The 20,674-nt window shown below is 57.6% G+C and carries 17 protein-coding genes; 4 read left to right on the forward strand and 13 right to left on the reverse strand.

The annotated features are described in order from the left end of the window. Window positions 1-5 precede the first annotated feature (5 nt). Window positions 6-1,082 (forward strand): ABC transporter ATP-binding protein, encoded by a 1,077-nt coding sequence (locus tag IBT46_RS07715; protein WP_200545150.1) that lies wholly within the window; start codon window positions 6-8, stop codon window positions 1,080-1,082. Window positions 1,083-1,085: 3 nt separating this feature from the next. Here the strand turns inward: IBT46_RS07715 and IBT46_RS07720 are convergent, their stop codons facing one another. Continuing rightward, window positions 1,086-1,700 (reverse strand): LysE family translocator, encoded by a 615-nt coding sequence (locus IBT46_RS07720; protein WP_200545151.1) that lies wholly within the window; start codon window positions 1,698-1,700, stop codon window positions 1,086-1,088. A gap of 189 nt (window positions 1,701-1,889) precedes the next feature. Here IBT46_RS07720 and folA point away from each other — a divergent pair, with 189 nt between their 5' ends. Next, complete coding sequence (gene folA / locus IBT46_RS07725; RefSeq protein ID WP_200545152.1) at window positions 1,890-2,372, forward strand: type 3 dihydrofolate reductase; 483 nt, start codon at window positions 1,890-1,892, stop codon at window positions 2,370-2,372. Window positions 2,373-2,448: 76 nt separating this feature from the next. On the opposite strand, the gene apaH is transcribed toward folA, so the two are convergent. From apaH to lptD, 6 genes are all read right to left on the reverse strand, one after another. Then, window positions 2,449-3,276, reverse strand: coding sequence for a bis(5'-nucleosyl)-tetraphosphatase (symmetrical) ApaH (gene apaH, locus IBT46_RS07730; RefSeq protein WP_105594756.1), 828 nt, complete (start codon window positions 3,274-3,276; stop codon window positions 2,449-2,451). Window positions 3,277-3,359: 83 nt separating this feature from the next. Next, window positions 3,360-3,737, reverse strand: coding sequence for a Co2+/Mg2+ efflux protein ApaG (apaG, locus tag IBT46_RS07735; RefSeq protein ID WP_200545153.1), 378 nt, complete (start codon window positions 3,735-3,737; stop codon window positions 3,360-3,362). Window positions 3,738-3,739: 2 nt separating this feature from the next. Continuing rightward, window positions 3,740-4,561 carry a 16S rRNA (adenine(1518)-N(6)/adenine(1519)-N(6))-dimethyltransferase RsmA gene (gene rsmA, locus IBT46_RS07740; RefSeq protein WP_200545154.1) on the reverse strand — a complete coding sequence of 274 codons (822 nt, stop codon included), beginning with the start codon at window positions 4,559-4,561 and terminating at the stop codon, window positions 3,740-3,742. After that, the gene (gene pdxA / locus IBT46_RS07745; protein ID WP_200545155.1) at window positions 4,554-5,546 is read right to left on the reverse strand and encodes a 4-hydroxythreonine-4-phosphate dehydrogenase PdxA; all 993 of its coding nucleotides are present in this window, start codon (window positions 5,544-5,546) and stop codon (window positions 4,554-4,556) included. The genes rsmA and pdxA overlap by 8 nt, the downstream gene beginning before the upstream one ends. Next, entirely contained in the window at window positions 5,536-6,831 is a 1,296-nt protein-coding gene (surA, locus tag IBT46_RS07750) for a peptidylprolyl isomerase SurA (protein WP_200545156.1), read from the reverse strand. Before surA ends, pdxA begins: the two co-directional genes overlap by 11 nt. A 55-nt stretch (window positions 6,832-6,886) precedes the next feature. Next, the gene (gene lptD, locus IBT46_RS07755) at window positions 6,887-9,265 is read right to left on the reverse strand and encodes an LPS assembly protein LptD (protein WP_200545157.1); all 2,379 of its coding nucleotides are present in this window, start codon (window positions 9,263-9,265) and stop codon (window positions 6,887-6,889) included. Window positions 9,266-9,487: 222 nt separating this feature from the next. Between lptD and djlA the strand changes: the two genes are divergently transcribed. Further along, window positions 9,488-10,312 carry a co-chaperone DjlA gene (gene djlA, locus IBT46_RS07760; protein ID WP_105594750.1) on the forward strand — a complete coding sequence of 275 codons (825 nt, stop codon included), beginning with the start codon at window positions 9,488-9,490 and terminating at the stop codon, window positions 10,310-10,312. A 19-nt stretch (window positions 10,313-10,331) separates the two neighbouring features. On the opposite strand, the gene rluA is transcribed toward djlA, so the two are convergent. From rluA to polB, 3 genes are all read right to left on the reverse strand, one after another. After that, complete coding sequence (rluA, locus tag IBT46_RS07765; RefSeq protein WP_105594749.1) at window positions 10,332-10,991, reverse strand: bifunctional tRNA pseudouridine(32) synthase/23S rRNA pseudouridine(746) synthase RluA; 660 nt, start codon at window positions 10,989-10,991, stop codon at window positions 10,332-10,334. A gap of 41 nt (window positions 10,992-11,032) precedes the next feature. Continuing rightward, on the reverse strand, window positions 11,033-13,939 hold the full coding sequence (rapA, locus tag IBT46_RS07770) for an RNA polymerase-associated protein RapA (protein ID WP_200545158.1): 2,907 nt from the start codon (window positions 13,937-13,939) through the stop codon (window positions 11,033-11,035). Window positions 13,940-14,078: 139 nt separating this feature from the next. Continuing rightward, complete coding sequence (gene polB, locus IBT46_RS07775) at window positions 14,079-16,442, reverse strand: DNA polymerase II (protein ID WP_200545159.1); 2,364 nt, start codon at window positions 16,440-16,442, stop codon at window positions 14,079-14,081. A gap of 170 nt (window positions 16,443-16,612) precedes the next feature. On the opposite strand from polB, the gene IBT46_RS07780 reads away from it, so the two are divergent. Continuing rightward, on the forward strand, window positions 16,613-17,374 hold the full coding sequence (locus IBT46_RS07780; RefSeq protein ID WP_200545160.1) for a DedA family protein: 762 nt from the start codon (window positions 16,613-16,615) through the stop codon (window positions 17,372-17,374). 12 nt (window positions 17,375-17,386) lie between these two features. Here IBT46_RS07780 and thiQ read toward each other — a convergent pair whose 3' ends face one another. From thiQ to thiB, 3 genes are read right to left on the reverse strand one after another with little or no spacing between them, the layout of a single operon-like run. Beyond that, on the reverse strand, window positions 17,387-18,088 hold the full coding sequence (gene thiQ / locus IBT46_RS07785; protein ID WP_200545161.1) for a thiamine ABC transporter ATP-binding protein ThiQ: 702 nt from the start codon (window positions 18,086-18,088) through the stop codon (window positions 17,387-17,389). Further along, complete coding sequence (gene thiP / locus IBT46_RS07790; protein ID WP_200545162.1) at window positions 18,072-19,682, reverse strand: thiamine/thiamine pyrophosphate ABC transporter permease ThiP; 1,611 nt, start codon at window positions 19,680-19,682, stop codon at window positions 18,072-18,074. The genes thiQ and thiP overlap by 17 nt, the downstream gene beginning before the upstream one ends. After that, on the reverse strand, window positions 19,658-20,644 hold the full coding sequence (gene thiB / locus IBT46_RS07795; RefSeq protein WP_200545163.1) for a thiamine ABC transporter substrate binding subunit: 987 nt from the start codon (window positions 20,642-20,644) through the stop codon (window positions 19,658-19,660). Before thiB ends, thiP begins: the two co-directional genes overlap by 25 nt. Window positions 20,645-20,674: the final 30 nt, after the last annotated feature.

Consider the following 20,674-nt stretch of genomic DNA (forward strand, 5'->3'; position numbering starts at 1 on the left):
TCGTTATGGCTCAAATTTCTCTGTCTCAAATCCAGAAGCGCTACGGCAACGTTGAGGTGCTGCGCAATATCGATCTGACTATCGCCGACGGCGAGTTTGTGGTGCTGGTAGGGCCGTCGGGATGCGGTAAATCCACCCTGCTGCGCACCATCGCCGGGCTGGAGCTGGCCAGCAGCGGGGATATCCGCATCGGCAGCCGCCTGATGAATCAGGTTGCGCCAAAGGATCGCGATATCTCAATGGTGTTTCAGAGCTATGCGCTCTATCCGCACCTGACCGTGGCGCGCAATATGGGCTTCAGCCTGGAAGTACAAAAGCGCCCGAAGGCGGAAATTGATGCAGCGGTGCAGCGCGCGGCGGAGATCCTCAGCCTGACGCACCTGTTGGATCGACGGCCCAAAGAGCTGTCCGGCGGCCAGCGCCAGCGCGTGGCGATGGGACGGGCGATTGTGCGCCAGCCGCAGGTGTTTCTGTTTGATGAGCCGCTCTCTAACCTTGATGCTCAGCTGCGCGGGCAGATGCGGGTGGAGATAAAAAAACTGCATCAGCAGCTGAGTAATACCATTGTTTACGTCACCCACGATCAGGTGGAGGCGATGACGCTGGCCGATCGCATCGTGGTGCTGAATCACGGGGTGATTCAGCAGGTGGGCACGCCGCTGGAGCTGTACGACACGCCAGCGAATAAATTTGTCGCCAGCTTTATCGGTTCCCCGCCGATGAACTTTATTAACGGGCGGGTACAGAGAGGCGATCGCGGCGCGTGTGTGGAAGTGAATACCCGACTGGTGCTGCCGCTGGGCGAACGCGATGGCATCGCGGCAGGTAAAGAGGTGATTTACGGCATTCGCCCGGAAAATATTACGCTGTGCGATCTGGCCGACGAGGGCGCGCTGCCGCTACAGGTGTCGCTGGTGGAGCCGACCGGGCTGTCCGAACTGATTCACGGCACGCTGCACGGCATCCCGCTGATGATTTACAGCACGCTGCGCTCGGGTGCACAGGCCGGGGATACCATCGGTATCGCGCTGGACGTGGCGCGAGTGCAGCTGTTTGATGCGGACAGCCAGATCCGCCTGTAGCGGTCAGGAAAGCGCGACCTTGATACCCAGCGCGATAAGCACGCCGCCCAGCAGCTTATCAACAATGCGCTGGGCCTTAGCCAGCCCGCGACGCACCGGAGCGCTCTGGATCAGCACCACCAGCAGCGGCCACCATAGCGCCGACAGGCCAAGGATGATACCGGCATACAGCAGTTTTTCGCTGATGTCGGAATTCACGCTCAGTACCTGGGTAAAGATCGACAGGAAGAACAGCGTGGCCTTGGGGTTCAGCAGATTGCACAGATAGCCCTGCAGGAACGCTTTCTTCAGCGAGGTCTGTTCCGGGGCAACCTGGCTGAGATCCATCTTGCTGCCGCCGCGAGAAATCAGTGCCTGAATGCCGATGTAAATAAGATAGCCCGCACCGGCATACTTCAGCAGCATAAACAGCCACGGCGTGGTGGTGATCACCACCGCCAGTCCGGCGACGCAGTAGGCCATATGGGTGGCGACGGCGCAGTTAACGCCGAGTGCACTCATCAGCGCCGCGCTGCGGCGATAGCGAGCGGCGTTCTTGATAATCAGGAAAAAATCGGGTCCGGGAGAGAGCATTCCCAGTGCCGCAATGGTCGCGACAAATAAACTGGTTTCTAACATGATGGTGGTCTGCATCTTAACGAAAGCAGAATTTTAGCACGCCGTCGGGGAATTTCATGGCGAAAATGGTGGGGAAAGTGACGCAACCGATAACCTGATAAACCTTTACTGAATAAGCTACGCTTTGCTATCGACGAAACTTTCGCCTTTCCGTATGATGGCGCCAATTTTACCCCTGTTGAGTTTTATATGATGATTAGCCTGATTGCGGCCCTGGCGGCCGATCGTGTAATTGGGATGGAAAATGCCATGCCGTGGCATCTGCCAGCGGATCTGGCCTGGTTTAAGCGCCACACCCTGAACAAGCCGGTGGTGATGGGGCGTCGTACCTGGGAATCCATTGGTCGCCCGCTGCCGGGACGCCTGAATATCGTGATTAGCAGTAAAAAAGGCGATGCGGAAGGGGTGACCTGGGTGACTTCTATCGAAGACGCGCTGAAAGCCGCTGGTGATGTTGAAGAACTGATGGTGATTGGCGGTGGTCGTATTTACGAGCAGCTGTTGCCGCGTGCCGATCGCCTGTATCTGACCCACATCGATGCGGAAGTGGAAGGGGATACCCATTTCCCTGACTATGAGCCGGACGAGTGGCAGTCAACCTTCAGCGAGTTCCACGATGCTGACGACAAAAACTCCCACAGCTTCTGCTTTGAGATTTTGGACCGTCGTTAACGATCGTCGTTAATCGTGAGAAGTTAAAAAGGGCGGACAATGCTGTCCGCCCTTTTGCTTTAAACAAGGCCCGTGCTTACAGGATTTCACTTTCGCGGCTGGAAACCTGGGTAAATACCCGCTTATCTTCCCAGCGCAGCATGGTCAGCGTGCCGCCCCAGCAGCAGCCCGTGTCCAGGCCAATAATTCCTTCCGGAGTCCCTTTACCTTCCAGCGACGCCCAGTGGCCGAATACGATGGTGTATTCACGCGAGACCGGGCCCGGAATGTTGAACCATGGTTTTAACGGTGGCGGGGCGCTTTCCGGCGATTCTTTACTGATCATATCCAGTTGACCGTTGGGGAAGCAGAAGCGCATCCGCGTCAGGGCGTTGCTGCTGAACCGCAACCGTGCCAGGCCACTCAGCTCCGGCGACCAGTTGTTGGGCATATCACCGTACATGGCATCAAGGAACAAAGGATAGGTATCGCTGCTCAGTACCGATTCCACCTCTCGTGCGCACATTTTGGCAGTTTCAATATCCCACTGCGGTGTGATGCCAGCATGCGCCATGACCAGCTTTTTCTCTTCATCGACCTGCAGCAGCGGCTGGCGACGCAGCCAGTTGATCAGCTCATCGGCATCGTCCGCCTGGAGCAGGGGTGAAATGCGATCCTTGGGCTTATTGCGGCTGATGCCGGCATACACTGCCAGCAAGTGCAAATCGTGGTTGCCCAGCACCAGTCTGACGCAGTCTCCCAGCGAACGCACAAAACGCAGTACTTCCAGTGAGTCCGGACCGCGCGCGACCAAATCACCGGTCAGCCATAGCTGGTCCTGCTGCGGATCGAAGGCAACCTGACCCAGCAGCGACCGCAGCTCGTCATAGCAGCCGTGAACATCCCCGATTAGATAAGTACTCATGCATCTGTCCTGAAAATATGAAAGCAGCCCTGGCGATCCCCGGCGATAAGCAGGGTAGTAGAGGCTGAAGGGAAAAGAGCGGATTAATGAATATGGCTGGCAATGGCCAGACGAAATACCGGGATATCCACCCGTAGTTTTTCGCCTTCGCTGTCCACCATCTGATAGTGGCCCTGCATGGTGCCCATTGGCGTTTCCAGCACTGCACCGCTGGTGTACTGGTATTCGCCGCCGGGTTCAATATGCGGCTGTTCACCGATAACGCCTTCGCCCTGAACTTCGGTTTCACGACCGTTACCGTTGGTGATCAGCCAGTAGCGGCCGAGAAGCTGAACGGAAACACGCCCCAGATTGCGGATGGTGATGGTGTAGGCAAAAACATAGCGATCTTCATCAGGTGCGGACTGCGACTCGATATAGACACTCTGTACCTGTACACAAACACGGGGCGTATCGTTCATATTCAGCTCTCCTGCGGCTGTGGATTCGCAGATAACCAGTTAGCCAGCTGGCAGTACTGCGCCACCGTAATGTTCTCGGCGCGCAGGGTGGGATCGATATTCATCTCTTCCAGCGCTTCCAGCGTGAACAGATGGCCCAGGCTGTTGCGCAGCGTTTTACGGCGTTTACCGAAGGCTTCTGTCGTGATGCGGCTCAGCACTCGAACGCTTTCTACCGGGTTAGGCAGCGTGGCGTAAGGCACCAGACGCACTACGGCGGAATCAACTTTCGGTGCCGGGGTGAAGGACTCCGGCGGGACTTCCAGCACCGGGATCACCTGGCAGTAGTACTGCGCCATTACCGTCAGACGACCATACGCCTTACTACCCGGACCGGCAACCAGACGATTCACCACTTCCTTTTGCAGCATAAAGTGCATGTCGCGAATTGAACCGACGTAGCTGAACAGGTGGAACATCAGCGGCGTGGAAATATTATACGGCAGGTTGCCGAACACGCGCAGCGGCTGGCCTTTTTCTGCGGCGAGCGCCGCAAAATCAAAGGTCATCGCATCCTGCTGGAAGATCGTCAGTTTCGGGCCAAGGAACGGATGGGTTTGCAGGCGCGCAGCCAGATCGCGGTCAAGCTCTACCACGGTCATTTCGTCAATGCGCTCGCCAACCGGCTCGGTCAGTGCGCCAAGGCCGGGGCCGATTTCGACAATCGCCTCGCCGCGCTGGGGGTGGATAGCGTTGACAATACTGTCGATAATATACTGATCGTTAAGGAAGTTCTGGCCAAAACGTTTGCGGGCAAAATGGCCCTGATGGACGCGACTATTCATTACTGCTCTTAATCATGGTGATGGCGAGGTTAAGCGCCGTTTTAAAGCTGCCCGCATCGGCCTGCCCGCTTCCGGCCAGCTCAAGAGCCGTACCGTGATCGACAGACGTGCGGATAAATGGCAGACCGAGGGTGATGTTCACCGCGCGGCCAAAGCCCTGATATTTTAGCACCGGGAGGCCCTGATCGTGATACATCGCCAGTACCGCGTCTGCATTTTGCAGATACTTGGGCTGGAACAGCGTATCGGCAGGGAGCGGGCCGGTCAGGTTTAACCCGCGCTGACGCAGTTCGTCCAGCGCCGGGATAATGGTATCAATTTCTTCGCGGCCCATATGGCCGCCTTCTCCGGCGTGGGGATTCAGCCCGCAGACCAGAATATGCGGTTCCCGGCTGCCGAACTTACTTTGCAGATCGGCATGCAGAATTGTAATCACTTCATGCAGGCTTTCACGCGTAATGGCGGCGGAAACGTCCTTCAGCGGCAGATGTGTGGTTGCCAGCGCTACGCGCAGCTCTTCCGTTGCCAGCATCATGACCACGCGATCGCAGCCCGCGCGTTCGGCAAAGAATTCGGTATGGCCACTGAATGGGATACCGGCATCGTTAATGACACCCTTGTGGACCGGTCCGGTGATCAGCGCGGCAAACTCGCCGTTCAGACAGCCATCGCAGGCGCGGGCGAGGGAAGCCAGCACGTAATGGCTGTTGTCCACGCACAGCTCACCGGCGGTCACCGGCTGTGCCAGCGGCAGCGGCAATACGGTCAGCGTGCCCGCGCTCTGAGGCTGAGCGGGCATATCCGGCTGGTATTCACGCAGGGTCAGGGGTAAATGCAAAGCTGCCGCGCGGGTGCGCAGCAGCTCGGAGTCGGCACAGATAACCAGTTCAACCGGCCAGGCCTGCTGGGCCAGCTGAACGATTAAATCGGGACCAATCCCGGCGGGTTCGCCGGGCGTGATAACGACGCGAAAGTTATTGCGCATTGGCATCCAGAATCTTCACGTAGGCGGCCGCACGCTCTTCCTGCATCCAGGTCTGTGCTTCTTCCGCAAACTTGCGGTTGAACAGCAGGCGGTAAGCCCGCTCTTTCTTCGCCGCGTCGGTCTTATCCACCTGGCGCGTATCCAGCAGCTGAATTAAATGCCAGCCGAAAGAAGAGTGAACCGGGGCGCTCATCTGGCCCTTTTGCAGACGCAGGAGCGCATCGCGGAAGGCCGGATCGAAGGTTTCCGGAGAAGCCCAGCCGAGGTCGCCGCCCTGATTCGCAGAGCCCGGATCCTGTGACAGCTGCTTAGCCGCATTGGCAAAGCTCAGCTTGCCGCTGTTGATTTCGTTGGCAACTTCCTGCAGCTTCTGGCGAGCCTGGTCATCGGTCATAATTGGTGACGGCTTCAGCAGAATATGGCGGGCATGCACTTCGGTTACGGAGATGCTCTGGCTGTCGCCGCGCATGTCGTTCACTTTCAGGATATGGAAGCCAACGCCGGAACGGATTGGACCGATAATGTCGCCTTTTTTGGCAGTAATCAGCGCCTGGCCGAACAGTGACGGCAGTTCCTGAATACGGCCCCAGCCCATGTTACCGCCCTTCAGCGCCTGTGGATCGGCGGAGTAGGTGATGGCCATCTTACCGAAGTCAGCGCCGCCCTTGGCTTCTTCAACCAGTTTACGCGCCAGCGCTTCCTGATCGTCAACCTGCTGCTGTGAAGGGTTTTCCGGCAGCGGCAGCAGAATGTGGCTGAGGTTCAGCTCGGTGCCCGCATCGTTCTGCGAGGCCATCTGCGTTGCCAGGGAGTCAACTTCCTGCGGCAGAATAGTGACACGGCGGCGAACTTCGTTATTGCGCACTTCTGAAGTCAGCATCTCTTTACGGATTTGCTCACGGTAGGTGGCGTAGTTGATACCGTCGTAGGCCAGGCGGCTACGCAGCTGATCGGCGCTCATTTTATTTTGTGCGGCGATATTGCCAATGGCCTGATCCAGCTGGGCATCGCTGATCTGAATGCCAGCCTGTTTCGCCATTTGCAGGAGAATGTTGTCCATAATCAGACGTTCAATAATCTGATGGCGTAACGTTTTATCATCGGGTAGCTGCTGTCCTGCCTGCTGTGCCTGACCTTTAACGGACTGCATCATGCCGTCCACATCACTTTCTAACACCACGCCGTTGTTAACAACAGCGGCGACTTTATCAACTACCTGCGGTGCTGCGAACGCGGTGCTGGCTGTCAGCGCGGCACCGAGGATCAGCATTCTCCAGTTCTTCATACTTTTTCCATTCTTCCTATCCGCAATGCGGGTTGGCATATCAAACATTACAACATCAGAAAGCGCGTTGATAAGGCAGGATGCCCTGACGCAGCATTTGACCGGTACCTAAGCCATAACTTGGGCTGAGGCCACGCAGCTCAATGTTGAACGAGACTTTATTATCATACTTACTGCTGTCGTCTTCCCAGCTGGTGATTTTACGTTCATAGCCAAGGCGAATCGCATAACAGCATGAGCTGTACTGGATACCCACCAGCTGATCGGCAGGCTGATTGGCTTTCGTATCGTAATACCACGCACCGACGACGGACCAGGCATCAGCAATAGGCCAGCTCGCTGTGGCACCAACCTGAGAAATACCTTCCTGATACAGCGGGTTAGTATATTGAGTCAGCGTCTGCTGAATATACTCCTCGCTGGTATAACGGTAGTTCAGCTGTACCATGCGGTCAGCATCACGTCGCCATTCCAGCACGGCGTTACCCTGTGAAACATTGTCCAGACGGGTGTCATACTGCAATCCACCACGCGCTGCCCAACGGTCGCTGATTTTCCAGTAGGTATCGCCCGCCCACACCAGGCTGCCCCGATCGTCATCGTCCGTATAGTTTAATCCGGTGCGTGCCGGGGTAAACGAGTAGATTTGACCAATGGAAGCGTTAAAACGTTCAACCAAATCGTTATCAAATATTCGCGTGGTCACACCGGTAGTCACCTGGTTCGCCGAAGCGATGCGATCCAGGCCGCTGTAAGTCTTGTCACGGAACAGACCGGTATAGTCGCTCTGCAACAGCGTTGAGTCATAGGCGTTGATATTGCTCTGGTTACGATACGGAATGTACAGGTACTGCATCCGCGGTTCCAGGGTCTGGGTATAGCCTGGCGACCAGTTCATATCACGGTCAAAGACCATCTTGCCGTCAATTTTAAACTGCGGCATAACGCGGTTAACCGAGTTCTTTAACTGGTTATCCTGGTTCTGGCTCAGCGAGTTGAAGTATTCAACATCATTTTGCTCATAGTGGGTTGCCAGCAGTTTGGCTTCGGTGTTCAGGCTACCCCAACTGTTAGAGAGCGGCAGGTCGATGGTGGGTTCCAGATGCAAACGCGTGGCGTCCGGAAGATCGCCGTTCACGTTGGTGAACTTCACTGCCTGAGCATAAAGATGCGTATCGAACGGACCGATATCATTTTTATAGTAGTTGAAGTCAAACTGCGGCTCTGCGCGATACACATTACGCGTGGAGTTATTGGCGAATATCTGGAACTGTTTGGTCGACAGCGTGGCATCCCAGTTCTTTTCCGCATAGCCCACGCTGAATTTCTGCGTGACATAGCCATCGGTGGTCGAACCGTAGGTGGAGTCAAGATCGGTAAAGTAATACGGATCGCTGACTTTGGTGTAGTCCGCGTTGAAACGCCAGTTCTGCTCGTAGACGCCGGAGTGACGCCAGTGGAACAGCCAGCGGTTCGAATCTTTATCGTCCGCATGCTCACGATTGTAAACGTCATCGGAGTTCATGTAGTCGAATTCCATCAGGCCAGTACCCACACCGGTCAGATAGCGGAACTCGTTCTGCCACTGCATGCCACGGCGGCTGATGTAGTGCGGCGTCAGCGTGGCATCGGCCTGTGGCGCGATATTCCAGTAGTACGGCAGCATAAACTCGAAGCCGCTGCTGCTGCCGTATTTGGCATTCGGGATCAGGAAGCCTGAACGGCGTTTGTCACCCACCGGCAGCTGCAGGTAAGGGCTGTAAAACACCGGTACCGGGCCGATCTTAAAGCGGGCGTTCCAGATTTCAGCCAGCTGCTCATCACGATCGTGGATCACTTCTGAACCCACTACGCTCCAGCTGTTCTGGCCCGGAAGACAGGAGGTGAAAGTGCCGTTTTCCAGAATGGTGTAGCTGCTGTCACCGCGCAGTTTCATCTGGTCGGCATCACCACGCCCCTGGCGGCCCACCATCTGGTAGTTACCGTTCCAGACGTTAGTGTCTTTGGTATTCAGATTTGACCAGGCTTTCGGGCCTTTCAGGATCACCTGATTATCGTCGTAGCGCACATTGCCGAGTGCATCCACGGTACGGGTAGGTGTGGCCTGACCCTGCACGGTTTTCTGGTGCAGCTGAACTTCGTCGGACTGCAGGCGGCTGTTGCCCTGCTGAATATCAACATTGCCGGTAAATACCGCGTTATCGGGGTAGTTTCCCTGCGCTTTGTCCGCATCAATGGTGACCGGCAGCTCGTTGGTTTTTTTTCCCTGTACCAGAGGACGGTCGTAACTAGGTACACCCAGCATACATTGAGATGCGAGGTCATCGGCCAGTCCTTGCTGGCTGTACAGCGCTGAACCGATTAGGGTTGCCAGCAATGTAGGTAGACTTTTTTTCATACGCGGTATCGAAAATTCCGTGGTCACTGGCATCATGCCGACAAACCGTCAGAGACTAACGTACTCAACTGGATTGCGCCAGTCATACCCACCATCTTTCAGGAGGGGGACTATTCGCTTCCGTCGACTCTTTGTCTGTCCGCATCAACCAAACAGGGATACTTCTGGTTGTTTGACCGTGTTGCCAATAGGCTATGGGATGAATGACAGGTATGATAATGCAATTTTTAGCCTTCAGCATGGCGAATTGAGGAGTATATGCGCTATTGGGGAAAAGTATTGGGTCTTGTGCTCGGTTTGTTATCCGGCGCGGGCTTTTGGGGACTGGTGATCGGTCTGTTGATTGGCCATTTGATTGACCGTGCAAGTGTGACCCGACAGCAGGGCTACTTTGCCAATCAGCAGACCCGCCAGGCGCTGTTTTTCCGTACGACCTTCCAGGTGATGGGGCATTTGACCAAGTCAAAAGGGCGGGTGACCGACGCGGATATTCAGATGGCCTCGTTGCTGATGGATCGTATGCAGCTGCATGGCGAGGCGCGTACCGCCGCACAGCGTGCTTTTCGTGAAGGCAAAGAGGGTGACTATCCGTTAAGGGATAAACTTCGCGAACTGCGCAGTGCCTGTTTTGGTCGTTTTGATTTGATCAGGATGTTTCTGGAAATTCAGATCCAGGCCGCGTTTGCCGACGGGTCTCTGCATCCTAACGAGCGCCAGGTGCTGTACGTGATTGCAGAAGAGCTGGGGATCTCCCGCGTTCAGTTCGATCAGTTCTTACGCATGATGGAGAGCGGCCAGCAGTTCGGCGGCGGCGGTTACCAGAGCGGCGGTTCTTCTCAGGGCGGTTACACCCCCGGCAGCCGTGGCCCGACGCTGGAAGATGCCTGTAGCGTGCTCGGTGTTAAAAGCAGCGATGAAGCCACCACTATCAAGCGTGCCTATCGTAAGCTGATGAGCGAACATCATCCCGACAAACTGGTGGCAAAAGGATTACCACCGCAGATGATGGAAATGGCTAAGCAGAAAGCGCAGGAAATTCAGGCCGCGTACGACCTGATTAAACGCGAGAAAGGATTCAAATAGCTCCCAGACAGGCTGCAAATCAAAAATCGGCGGGCTGGCGGAAGGTCATCGGCGTGCCGAACAGCGGATGAGTAATGCTCAGGCTCTCCGCATGTAGCTGCAGGCGCGGTGCCATTGCCCGCGCTTCATCGTGTGCATAGAAGCGATCGCCGAGAATCGGGTGCCCCAGCGCCAGCATATGCACACGAAGCTGGTGGGAGCGCCCGGTGATCGGTTTTAACTGCACGCGTGCGCTGTTGTCAGCGGCGTAGTCCAGCACCTGATACTCGGTCTGCGCCGATTTCCCGGTTTCAAAACACACCTTCTGCTTAGGCCGGTTCGGCCAGTCACATATCAGCGGTAAATCGACCAGGCCGCTTTCCGGCTGCGGATGCCCCCAGACGCGGGCGACGTAGGTTTTCTGCGGCTCGCGCTCGCGGAACTGGCGTTTCAGCTCACGTTCGGCGGCCTTATTGAGCGCCACGACGATCACGCCGCTGGTGGCCATATCCAGGCGATGCACGGATTCGGCTGTCGGAAAATCACGCTGGACGCGCGTCATCACGCTGTCCTTGTGTTCTTCCTGGCGACCGGGAACCGACAGCAGGCCGCTGGGCTTATTCACCACCATAATATGCTGATCCTGGTAGAGAATATGCAGCCAGGGTTCAAGCGGCGGATTGTAGGGTTCCATCATCATTTCTCTGCCTTGGGCCAGCCGGACTGGCCCACTATTATGACTTACTGGTGGGTGACCACGATCAGACGCAGCGCGTCCAGACGCCAGCCGGCCTGATCCAGGTTAGCCAGTACCTGCTCACGATTGCTTTCCAGGGCATCAATCTCATCCTGACGGATGTTCGGGTTGACCGCGCTTAGCGCTTCCAGACGCGACAGCTCGGCACTCAGCTTCTCATTGGCTTCCACGCGGGCGGCTTCGATCAGTTTGCGGGCTTCCACTTCGGCCTGCTCTTCAGAAAGCTTGATGATCTCGTGCACGTTCTGCTGCACCGCGTTCACCAGCTTGCTGCCGGTATGGCGGTTCACCGCGTTCAGCTGACGGTTAAAGCTTTCAAACTCCACCTTACTGGCGAGATTGTTGCCTTTGCTGTCCACCAGCATACGCACTGGCGTTGGCGGCAGGAAGCGGGTCAACTGCAGATGTTTAGGTGCCTGGGCTTCCACCACGTAGATCAGCTCCAGCAGCAGCGTTCCCACCGGCAGTGCCTTGTTCTTCAGCAGCGACAGCGCACAGCTGCCGGTATCACCGGAGAGGATAAGGTCCAGACCGTTGCGGATGATCGGATGTTCCCAGCTGACGTACTGTGCATCTTCACGCGACAGTGCCTGGTTACGGTCAAAGGTGATAGTGCAGCCGTCTTCTGGCAGGCCTGGGAAGTCCGGCACCAGCATATGATCGCCTGGGGTCAGCACGATCAGATTGTCGCTGCGATCTTCCTGATTGATGCCGACGATGTCGAACAGGTTCAGCGCGAAGTTGACCAGCTCAACGTCATTATCCTGCTCGGAGATCAGGTCAGCCAGCGCCTGCGCCTGCTCGCCACCGTTGGAGTTCAGCTCCAGCAGGCGGTCACGGCCCAGTTCCAGCTGTGCTTTCAGCGCGTCGTGCTGTTTGCGGCACTCGTGGATAAAGTCATCCATACCTTCCTGATTTTCCGGCGAGGCCAGATAGGCAATTAACTGCTCATAGGCGCTGTCATAGATTGTACGGCCGGTCGGGCAGGTGTGCTCAAAGGCATCCAGCCCCTCGTGATACCACTGGACCAGCACCGACTGCGCGGTTTTTTCCAGGTACGGGACGTGGATTTCAATGTCGTGCGCCTGACCGATACGGTCGAGACGGCCGATACGCTGTTCCAGCAGATCCGGGTTAAACGGCAGATCGAACATCACCAGCTTGCTGGCGAACTGGAAGTTACGGCCTTCTGAACCGATTTCGGAGCACAGCAGAACCTGTGCGCCGTCTTCTTCGGAGGCAAACCAGGCCGCCGCGCGGTCGCGTTCGATAATCGACAGACCTTCGTGGAAGACGGCCGCGCGAATACCTTCGCGCTCGCGCAGCACCTGCTCCAGCTGTAGCGCGGTGGCGGCTTTGGCGCAGATTACCAGCACTTTCTGGTCGCGGTTGCTGGTGAGGTAGCCCATCAGCCATTCAACGCGCGGGTCGAAGTTCCACCAGGTGCCGCTGTCGCCTTCAAATTCCTGATAAATCTGCTCCGGGTAGAGCATATCGCGAGCGCGCTCGTCGGCGGATTTGCGTGCGCCCATAATGCCGGACACTTTGATTGCCGTCTGATACTGGGTTGGCAGCGGCAGGCGGATCTGGTGCAGTTCGCGTTTCGGGAAGCCTTTTACGCCGTTACGCGTGTTACGGAACAGTACGCGGCTGGTGCCGTGGCGGTCCATCAGCATGCTGATCAGCTCTTTGCGAGCGGCCTGTTTGCCTTCGCGATCGCTGTTAGCGACCTGCAGCAGCGGTTCGATATCCTGTTCGCCCATCAGGTCGTTGATCAGGTTCATCTCATCGTTGCCGATGCTCTTATCCGCCAGCAGCATCGCAACCGCATCGGCAATAGGGCGGAAGTGCTTCTGCTCTTCGGCAAACTGCGCGAAGTCGTGGAAGCGATTTGGATCGAGCAGACGCAGACGGGCGAAGTGGCTCTCCATTCCCAGCTGTTCCGGGGTGGCGGTCAGCAGCAGCACGCCGGGGATATGCTCGGCCAGCTGCTCAATAACCTGGTATTCACGGCTGGGTGCGTCTTCCGACCATACAAGGTGATGGGCTTCATCGACGACCATCAGATCCCATTCGGCTTCGACCAGCTTCTCAAGGCGCTGCTTGTTGCGGCGCACGAAGTCCAGCGAGCAGATAATCATCTGCTCGGTATCAAACGGGTTATCGCTGTCGAGCTGGGCTTCGGCATAGCGGGCATCATCAAACAGTGCGAAACGCAGGTTGAAGCGGCGCAGCATTTCGACCAGCCACTGGTGCTGCAGGGTTTCCGGTACAACGATCAGGATGCGTTCGGCGCGTCCGGCCAGCAGCTGCTGGTGGATGATCATCCCGGCTTCGATGGTTTTACCTAACCCCACCTCATCGGCCAGCAGTACGCGCGGCGCATGGCGGCGGCCGACGTCGTGAGCAATATGCAGCTGGTGCGGGATCAGGCTGGTACGCATGCCGCGCAGGCCGCTGGTGGACAGGCGATACTGCTCGCTCTGATATTTACGCGCGCGGAAGCGCAGCGCAAAGCGGTCCATGCGGTCCAGCTGACCGGCGAACAGGCGATCCTGGGGTTTACCGAACACCAGCTTGCTGTCCAGCATCACTTCGCGCAGGCGTACACCGGTTTCACCGGTGTCGAGGCGGGTACCAAAATAACTCACCACGCCGTTATCGGTTTGCACTTCGTCAACGTCCAGCTGCCAGCCTTCGTGGCTGGTAATGGTATCGCCCGGATTAAAAACGACGCGAGTGATCGGCGAATCATTTTTAGCATAAAGGCGGTTTTCGCCCGTTGCGGGGAATAACAGCGTTACCATGCGGGTATCAACGGCAACAACAGTTCCTAATCCCAGTTCGCTTTCCGTATCGCTTATCCAGCGTTGACCAAGTGTAAAAGGCATAAATATTCGGCTCGATTTTCGTGTAGTCAGTTTCAGGCAATAGTATAACGCCCCGGCAGAATCTGCCCGGCGTGCATGTCAGAACGAGTTATTTGAGGAAGGGCGCTATGGTACTGGAAGGTGGCCCGTTCGTCACCTGTCAAAAAAGCCCCAACTGTCCGGTAACCAGTGTGTCGAAGTCATCTTCCAGAAATGGCAGAATGCCATCGGCGACCGGCTGCAGCTGGCGGGTAAGGTAGTGATCGTAGTCGAGCGGCGTGGTGCGCGCTTCAAGCGGCTCCGGGCCTGACGTGGCAATCACGTAGCGAATTTTCCCGCCGTTCTGATACTGCAAAGGGTGCCCGAGCTTCTGATTCACGTCGTCGGCAATGCGTGCGGCACGTACGTGCGGCGGTACGTTTCGCTGATAGTCACCGAGCGGTCGCCGCAGCCGTTTGCTGTAAACCAGCTGTTCATCCAGTTCGCCGTCCAGCAGCTGCCTGACCGTTTCACGGATATAATCCTGATAGGGCTGCTGTTTAAATATTTTCAGATACAGCTCCTGCTGGAATTTTTGCGCCAGCGGGGTCCAGTCGGTGCGTACCGTTTCCAGGCCTTTAAAAATCATCTTTTCGCCGCCGCTGTTTTTCACCAAGCCGGCATAGCGTTTTTTACTGCCCTGTTCCGCACCACGAATGGTGGGCATCAAAAAGCGGCTGAAGTGGGTTTCATACTCCAACTCCAGCGCGCTGGTCACGCCGTATTCTGAACTCAGATGCTGTTGCCACCACTGATTGACCATTTTCACCAGTCTCTGACCGATAGCGCTGGCCTGTTCTTCATCGTGGGGGGACTTGAGCCAGACGAAGGTCGAGTCGGTATCGCCGTAAATCACGTCATAGCCTTCGGCTTCAATCAGCTCCCGGGTCTGGCGCATGATCTCGTGGCCGCGCAGGGTAATGGAGGAGGCGAGGCGCGGATCGAAGAAGCGACAGGCGCTGGTGCCCAGCACGCCGTAAAACGCATTCATAATGATTTTCAGCGCCTGCGACAGCGGCTTGTTACCCTGCTTTTTTGCCGCCTCTCGCCCGGCCCAAATCTGGCTGACGATGTCCGGCAGACAGTGGTTCGTACGGGAGAAGCGCGCGCCGCGAAAGCCGGGAACGGAATCGGCCTCATCGGGATGTGCTATGCCCTCGACCAGGCCCACCGGGTCGATCAGAAAGGTGCGGATAATTGAGGGGTACAGACTTTTATAGTCCAGAACCAGCACCGAATCGTACAGGCCGGGGCGCGAGTCCATCACGTAGCCGCCCGGGCTGGCCTCCGGAGCTATCTCACCGAGGTTGGGCGCAACGAAGCCCGCGCGGTGCATGCGCGGCAGATAAAGATGGCCGAAGGCGGCCACCGAGCCGCCGTGGCGATCCACCGCCAGGCCGTTAACCGACGCGCGCTCCAGCAAAAACGGCATCAGCTCGGTGTGCTGGAAAATGCGGGTGACCAGCTCGCAGTCCTTCAGGTTGTAGTGTGCCAGCGCCGGTTTATCTTCGGCAAAGCGCTGGTTGATCTCCTCCATGCGCTGCCAGGGATTGTTAATCGCCTTGCCCTCGCCGAGCAGCTCGCGGGAAACGGCCTCCAGACTGAAGGAGTCGAAGTTCCAGAAGGCCGATTTCAGCGCTTCAATACCGTCGATAATCAGCCGACCGCTGGCCTGCGCAAAGAAAATGCCCGGTTTGAAACCGTGTTCGCGCCACTCCAGCACGTTGCTGCTGCCGCGCCCCAGACGCAGCGGAATGCCGTAGCGATCGGCATGCTTTTGCAGCACCCGCAGGTCAAACTGCACCACGTTCCAGCCGATCAGCACGTCGGGATCGTGGCGGGCAAACCAGTCGTTGAGTTTCTCCAGCAGCTGTGGACGGCTGGAAACGTATTCCAGATTAAAATCGATACTGCTGGCATCGCCGTTCGCCGGGCCGAGCATATACACATCGCGCTGGCCGCAGCCCTCCAGGCCGATGCAGTAAAGCTCACCGTGCTGGGTGGTTTCGATATCCAGCGATACCCATTTCAGCGGCGGGCGATAGTCGGGGTGGGGTTTTAAGCGGGTGTTCACCAGTCTTGCACCGGCGGGCTGGCCGCTGAACCAGACGGCGGCAGTGATAAACCGTTCCATCAAAAAACGTTCCGGCGGGCGGACATCGGCCTCGAACAGGACAATGCCGTTTTCGCGCAGCAGTTTTTCCAGCTTCTGTAACTGGCGATACTGCTTGCAGTACAGACCGACCACCGGACGCTGGCGGAAATCTTTCAAGCTCAGGGGGGCAAAGCGCCAGTCGCGTTCGCCGGTCAGCAGCGCACTGGCGGCAGCCTGCTGTTCAGCAGGGAGAAAGGCCACCGACTCCTGCGGCGGCAGCACCACGCACTGCGGGCCGCTGTCGGTTGCCAGCCACAGGGTAACTTCGCTGCCTGAGGGCGTATCTCGCCAGTGGCGGGTTAACAGAAATCCTGCTTGTGCGTTATTCACCCTGACCTCGTTATGCTGTTCATTAGACTATAATAGCATGTTTATTTATACAGTGTTCATCCGGCTGGTGCGTAAACGTTCGCCGCTATGCATTCGTATACAAATCTGGCCTTGACGCTTTTTAACTCTCTCAGGACAATCCGAGGTCCTGAAAATCGTTTTGGAACATTATGGAAGCCTGGCTGCAACACATCATTACTCAATCGCTGGCGTGGTCGCTGCTGGCCGTTGGGCTGGTGACCTTTTTAGAATCTCTGGCGCTGGTGGGGCTGCTGCTTCCCGGCACCGTGCTGATGGCTTCCTTTGGCGCGCTGATTGGCAGCGGGCAGGTGGCGCTGTATCCCGCCTGGCTGGCGGGGATTATTGGCTGCCTGTTGGGGGACTGGATCTCGTATTTTATCGGCTGGCAGTTTAAGGGGCCGCTGCACCGCTGGTCGTTTATCAAACGGCACCAAAAATTAATGGATAAAACCGAGCATGCCCTGCACGAGCACAGCATGTTTACCATTATCGTCGGGCGATTTATCGGACCGACGCGACCGCTGATCCCGCTGGTTGCCGGCATGCTTGAGCTGCCGGTGCGCAAGTTTTTACCGCCGAACATCATCGGCTGCCTGTTGTGGCCGCCGCTTTATCTGCTGCCGGGTATTCTTGCCGGGGTGGCGATTGACGTGCCGAAAGATGCCAGCAGCGGCCTGTTTAAATGGCTGCTGTTGCTGGTGGCTATCGTTGTGTGGCTGGGCTTCTGGCTGAGCTGGCGCTGGCTGCGGGCGAAAAAGCAGCACGACTGGGCCACCCCTTATCTGCCTGCATCCCGTCTGCGCTGGCTGGCTCCGCTGATGCTGGTTCTGGCTATCGGCAGCTTTATTGCCATTCAGTTCCATCCGCTGATGCCGGTGTTCCGCCATCTGCTGTGGCAGGTTTTCTTCTGAGTGTTACGGGGGTTAACGGCGTTTGATCCCCAAAATCTCCGCTTCATCGACTTCGCCCTGCTGTAACTGTACGGTGCTGCCGTCCCAGTAAACTCTGCCGTCCACAATCAGCAGGCTGCGCGGCGCGATGCGCGCCGCATCTTCAATACTGTGTGACACCATCAGCAGCGTGATATTGCGCTCGTTGCATACTTCATCCACCAGTTCCAGCATCTCCTTACGCAGTGCCGGGTCGAGCGCGGAAAAGGGTTCGTCCAGCAGCAGGATCGGCTGTTGCCTGACCAGGCAGCGGGCGAGAGCCGCACGCTGGCGCTGGCCGCCGGAGAGCTGATGCGGCAATCTTTGCAGCTGTTCTTCCAGCCCGACGCGGCGGGTAATCTCCTGAAGCGTCTGTTTTTGCTGGTGGCTCAGCTTCAGGCCCGGATGCAGCCCCAGCCCGATGTTTTGCGCTACCGTTAAATGTGGGAACAGATTGTTCTCCTGAAACAGCATCGATACCGGGCGTCTGGCCGGGGGAGAATCACAATGATCCTGACCATCCAGCAGCAGGCTGCCGCTGCTGGCAGGCAGAAAACCGGCAATCAGGCTCAGCAGCGTGCTTTTACCCGCGCCGCTGGGGCCAAGGATCGCCAGTCGCTCACCCGCCTGTGCGCTGAAGGTAAAGCGCATTGGCAGATGGTTATAGAGGTAGGTCAGGTTAGTCAGGCTTAGCATGGCGCCCCGGCAGTTTTTCAATCAGGGTGAATAACAGGAAGCAGAGCAGCAGCAGTAGCAGCGCGGTGACCGCACCCTCGCTGCTGCGGTAGGAACCGATCTGCTGATGAAGATAAAACGGCAGGGTGCGGAAGTTCTCATTACCGAACAGCGCCACCACGCCAAAATCACCAATCGACAGCACGCAGGCAAACGCCAGCGCCTGGGCCAGCGGCCGCTTCAGCGCGCGCAGCTCAATCAGCTTCAGACGGTTCCAACCGCGAATATCCAACGAAAGACACAGGCGGTTATAGCGTTCGGCAATGTCGCGCAGCGGGTTTTCCAGCACCTTCATCGCGTAGGGAACAGCCATCAGCGCGTTGGTAAAAATCACAATGCCGTCTGCCGACTGCGGCAGGCCCACCGTGGCGTTGAGCAGCAGGAAAAATCCGGTTGCCAGTACGATGCCCGGCATGGCGAGGATCAGCATACCGCTCAGTTCGAGCGTCTGCCCCCAGCGGGGATGCTGGCGCAGACGCAGCTCGCGGCTGCTCCACAGTAGCATCACCGTCAGTATCACGCTCAGCACCCCTGCACCCAGCGCAATGCGCAGTGAGGTGAAGGTGGCCTGCCAGAGCGCGGACTGAATCAGTACGCCGCTCAGCCCCTGGCGCAGCCCGTCAACAACGACCGCCAGCAGCGGCGGCAGGATCAGCAGCAGCGCCAGCGTAATCATCAGACCGTCCAGCAGTCGGGCGCAGCGGCTGTCTTCCGGGTTTCGCCAGCCACCAAGGCTGTCGCTTCCCGCGGGCATCGCTTTGTTGAGACGCTGGCTGAGCAGTACCAGGCCCAGACAGCAGCTCATTTGCAGCAGCGCCAGGAGCGCCGCTCTGCCGGGATCGTAATCAAAGCTCAGCGCCTGGAAAATGGCCAGTTCGATAGTGGTGGCGCGCGGTCCGCCGCCCAGCGACAGCACGGTGGCAAAGCTGGCGAAGCAGAGCATGAAAATCAGCGCACCGGCGGGCAGGATCTGGCGACGCAGCCACGGCCACTCCACAATACGAAAGTGCGTCCAGCCTCGCAGACCAAGCTGTGCCGCAAGCTGGCGCTGCTCGCCGGGGATTTGCTGTAGCGCCTGTAGCAGCAGTCGACTGGCCAGCGGCAGGTTAAAGAAGATATGCGCCAGCAGAATGCCCTGCAGGCCGTAGGGGGTAAAGGTGTAGCTGATGCCGATCAGTGAACAGAATTCCGCCAGCCAGCCGCTGCGGCCATACACGCTGAGGATGCCGAAGACGGCAACCAGCACCGGCAGTACCAGCGTCATGGCGCACAGGCGTAACAGGGTGCTGCGGCCGGGAAAGCGACGGTGATAGAGCGCGCGCGCCAGCGGGATGGCGGGCAGCACCGACAGCAGGGCAGAAAGCAGCGCCTGCCAGAACGAAAAGCGCAGCACGTGCCAGAGGTAGCTGTCCGAGATGAGGCTGTGCCAGTCGCTCTCCGGCGCGTTAAACCACAGCGACAGGAATGCCAGCAGGGCGATCCCGGCCAGCATTATCGCCGTCAGACCGCCCGGGATCAGCCAGCCGGGGATCAGCGGCTGACGGCGCGTTGCCATTCACCGATCCACTGACTGCGCTGGCTGGCAACGTCCTGCGGGCTGTACTGCAGCGTCGTCGCCGGAACGGTAAGCGTATCAAAACCGGCAGGCAGGGTAGTTTTGATCGCCGGATACATCCAGTTGCCGGTAGCAATGGTGTTCTGGAAAGCCGGTGTCAGCAGGAATTGCATAAACTCCTGCGCCAGCTTCGGCTGTTTGCTGGCCTTGAGCTGACCGGCCACTTCCACCTGCAGATAGTGGCCTTCGCTGAAGTTGGCGGCGGCGTACTGGTCTTTCTTCTCTTCAATCAGGTGGTAGGCGGGGGAGGTGGTGTAGCTCAGCACCATATCGCTTTCGCCTTTCAGGAACAGGCCGTAGGCTTCGCTCCAGCCCTTGGTGACGGTGACGGTTTTCTGTGCCAGTTTCTGCCAGGCTGCCGGAGCCTGTTCGCCATACACCTTCTGCATCCACAGCAGCAGGCCCAGGCCCGGCGTGCTGGTGCGCGGATCTTCATAAATCACTTTGAGCGGACGATCGCTCTCAACCAGCTCCTTCAGGCTTTTCGGCGGGTTTTGCAGACGGGTTTTGTCGTAAACGAAGGCAAACCAGCCGTAGTCAAAGGGCACAAAGGTGCTGTTTTTCCAGCCGCCGGGAACGCTGCTGCTGTCGGTATTGACCTGGCTGGCGGCGAACAGACCGGTTTTTTCGGCTGCATCCAGCAGGTTGTTGTCCAGCCCCAGCACCACGTCGGCCTGGCTGTTTTTACCCTCCATCCGCAGACGGTTGAGCAACGAAACGCCATCCGCCAGCGCGACGAACTTCAGCTCGCAGTTGCACTGTGCCTCAAAGGCTTTTTTGACCGCCGGACCGGGGCCCCAGTCGGCGGAGAACGAATCGTAGGTATAGACGGTCAGTACGTCTTTCGCGGCAGCGGCGGGCAGCGAGAACAGCACCAGCAGAGGTAAGATTTTTTTTAGCACTTTGCGTTCCTTGAAAAGAAGATGCGCAAA

The organism is Erwinia sp. S38 (assembly GCF_016624545.1).
Classification (GTDB): Bacteria; Pseudomonadota; Gammaproteobacteria; order Enterobacterales; family Enterobacteriaceae; genus Erwinia; species Erwinia coffeiphila.

Bases quoted from the DNA above. Each gene is read 5' to 3' on its own strand.
- IBT46_RS07715 (WP_200545150.1), top strand. From the start codon at position 6: ATGGCTCAAATTTCTCTGTCTCAAATCCAGAAGCGCTACGGCAACGTT.
- IBT46_RS07720 (WP_200545151.1), bottom strand. From the start codon at position 1,700: ATGTTAGAAACCAGTTTATTTGTCGCGACCATTGCGGCACTGGGAATG.
- folA (WP_200545152.1), top strand. From the start codon at position 1,890: ATGATGATTAGCCTGATTGCGGCCCTGGCGGCCGATCGTGTAATTGGG.
- apaH (WP_105594756.1), bottom strand. From the start codon at position 3,276: ATGAGTACTTATCTAATCGGGGATGTTCACGGCTGCTATGACGAGCTG.
- apaG (WP_200545153.1), bottom strand. From the start codon at position 3,737: ATGAACGATACGCCCCGTGTTTGTGTACAGGTACAGAGTGTCTATATC.
- rsmA (WP_200545154.1), bottom strand. From the start codon at position 4,561: ATGAATAGTCGCGTCCATCAGGGCCATTTTGCCCGCAAACGTTTTGGC.
- pdxA (WP_200545155.1), bottom strand. From the start codon at position 5,546: ATGCGCAATAACTTTCGCGTCGTTATCACGCCCGGCGAACCCGCCGGG.
- surA (WP_200545156.1), bottom strand. From the start codon at position 6,831: ATGAAGAACTGGAGAATGCTGATCCTCGGTGCCGCGCTGACAGCCAGC.
- lptD (WP_200545157.1), bottom strand. From the start codon at position 9,265: ATGATGCCAGTGACCACGGAATTTTCGATACCGCGTATGAAAAAAAGT.
- djlA (WP_105594750.1), top strand. From the start codon at position 9,488: ATGCGCTATTGGGGAAAAGTATTGGGTCTTGTGCTCGGTTTGTTATCC.
- rluA (WP_105594749.1), bottom strand. From the start codon at position 10,991: ATGATGATGGAACCCTACAATCCGCCGCTTGAACCCTGGCTGCATATT.
- rapA (WP_200545158.1), bottom strand. From the start codon at position 13,939: ATGCCTTTTACACTTGGTCAACGCTGGATAAGCGATACGGAAAGCGAA.
- IBT46_RS07780 (WP_200545160.1), top strand. From the start codon at position 16,613: ATGGAAGCCTGGCTGCAACACATCATTACTCAATCGCTGGCGTGGTCG.
- thiQ (WP_200545161.1), bottom strand. From the start codon at position 18,088: ATGCTAAGCCTGACTAACCTGACCTACCTCTATAACCATCTGCCAATG.
- thiP (WP_200545162.1), bottom strand. From the start codon at position 19,682: ATGGCAACGCGCCGTCAGCCGCTGATCCCCGGCTGGCTGATCCCGGGC.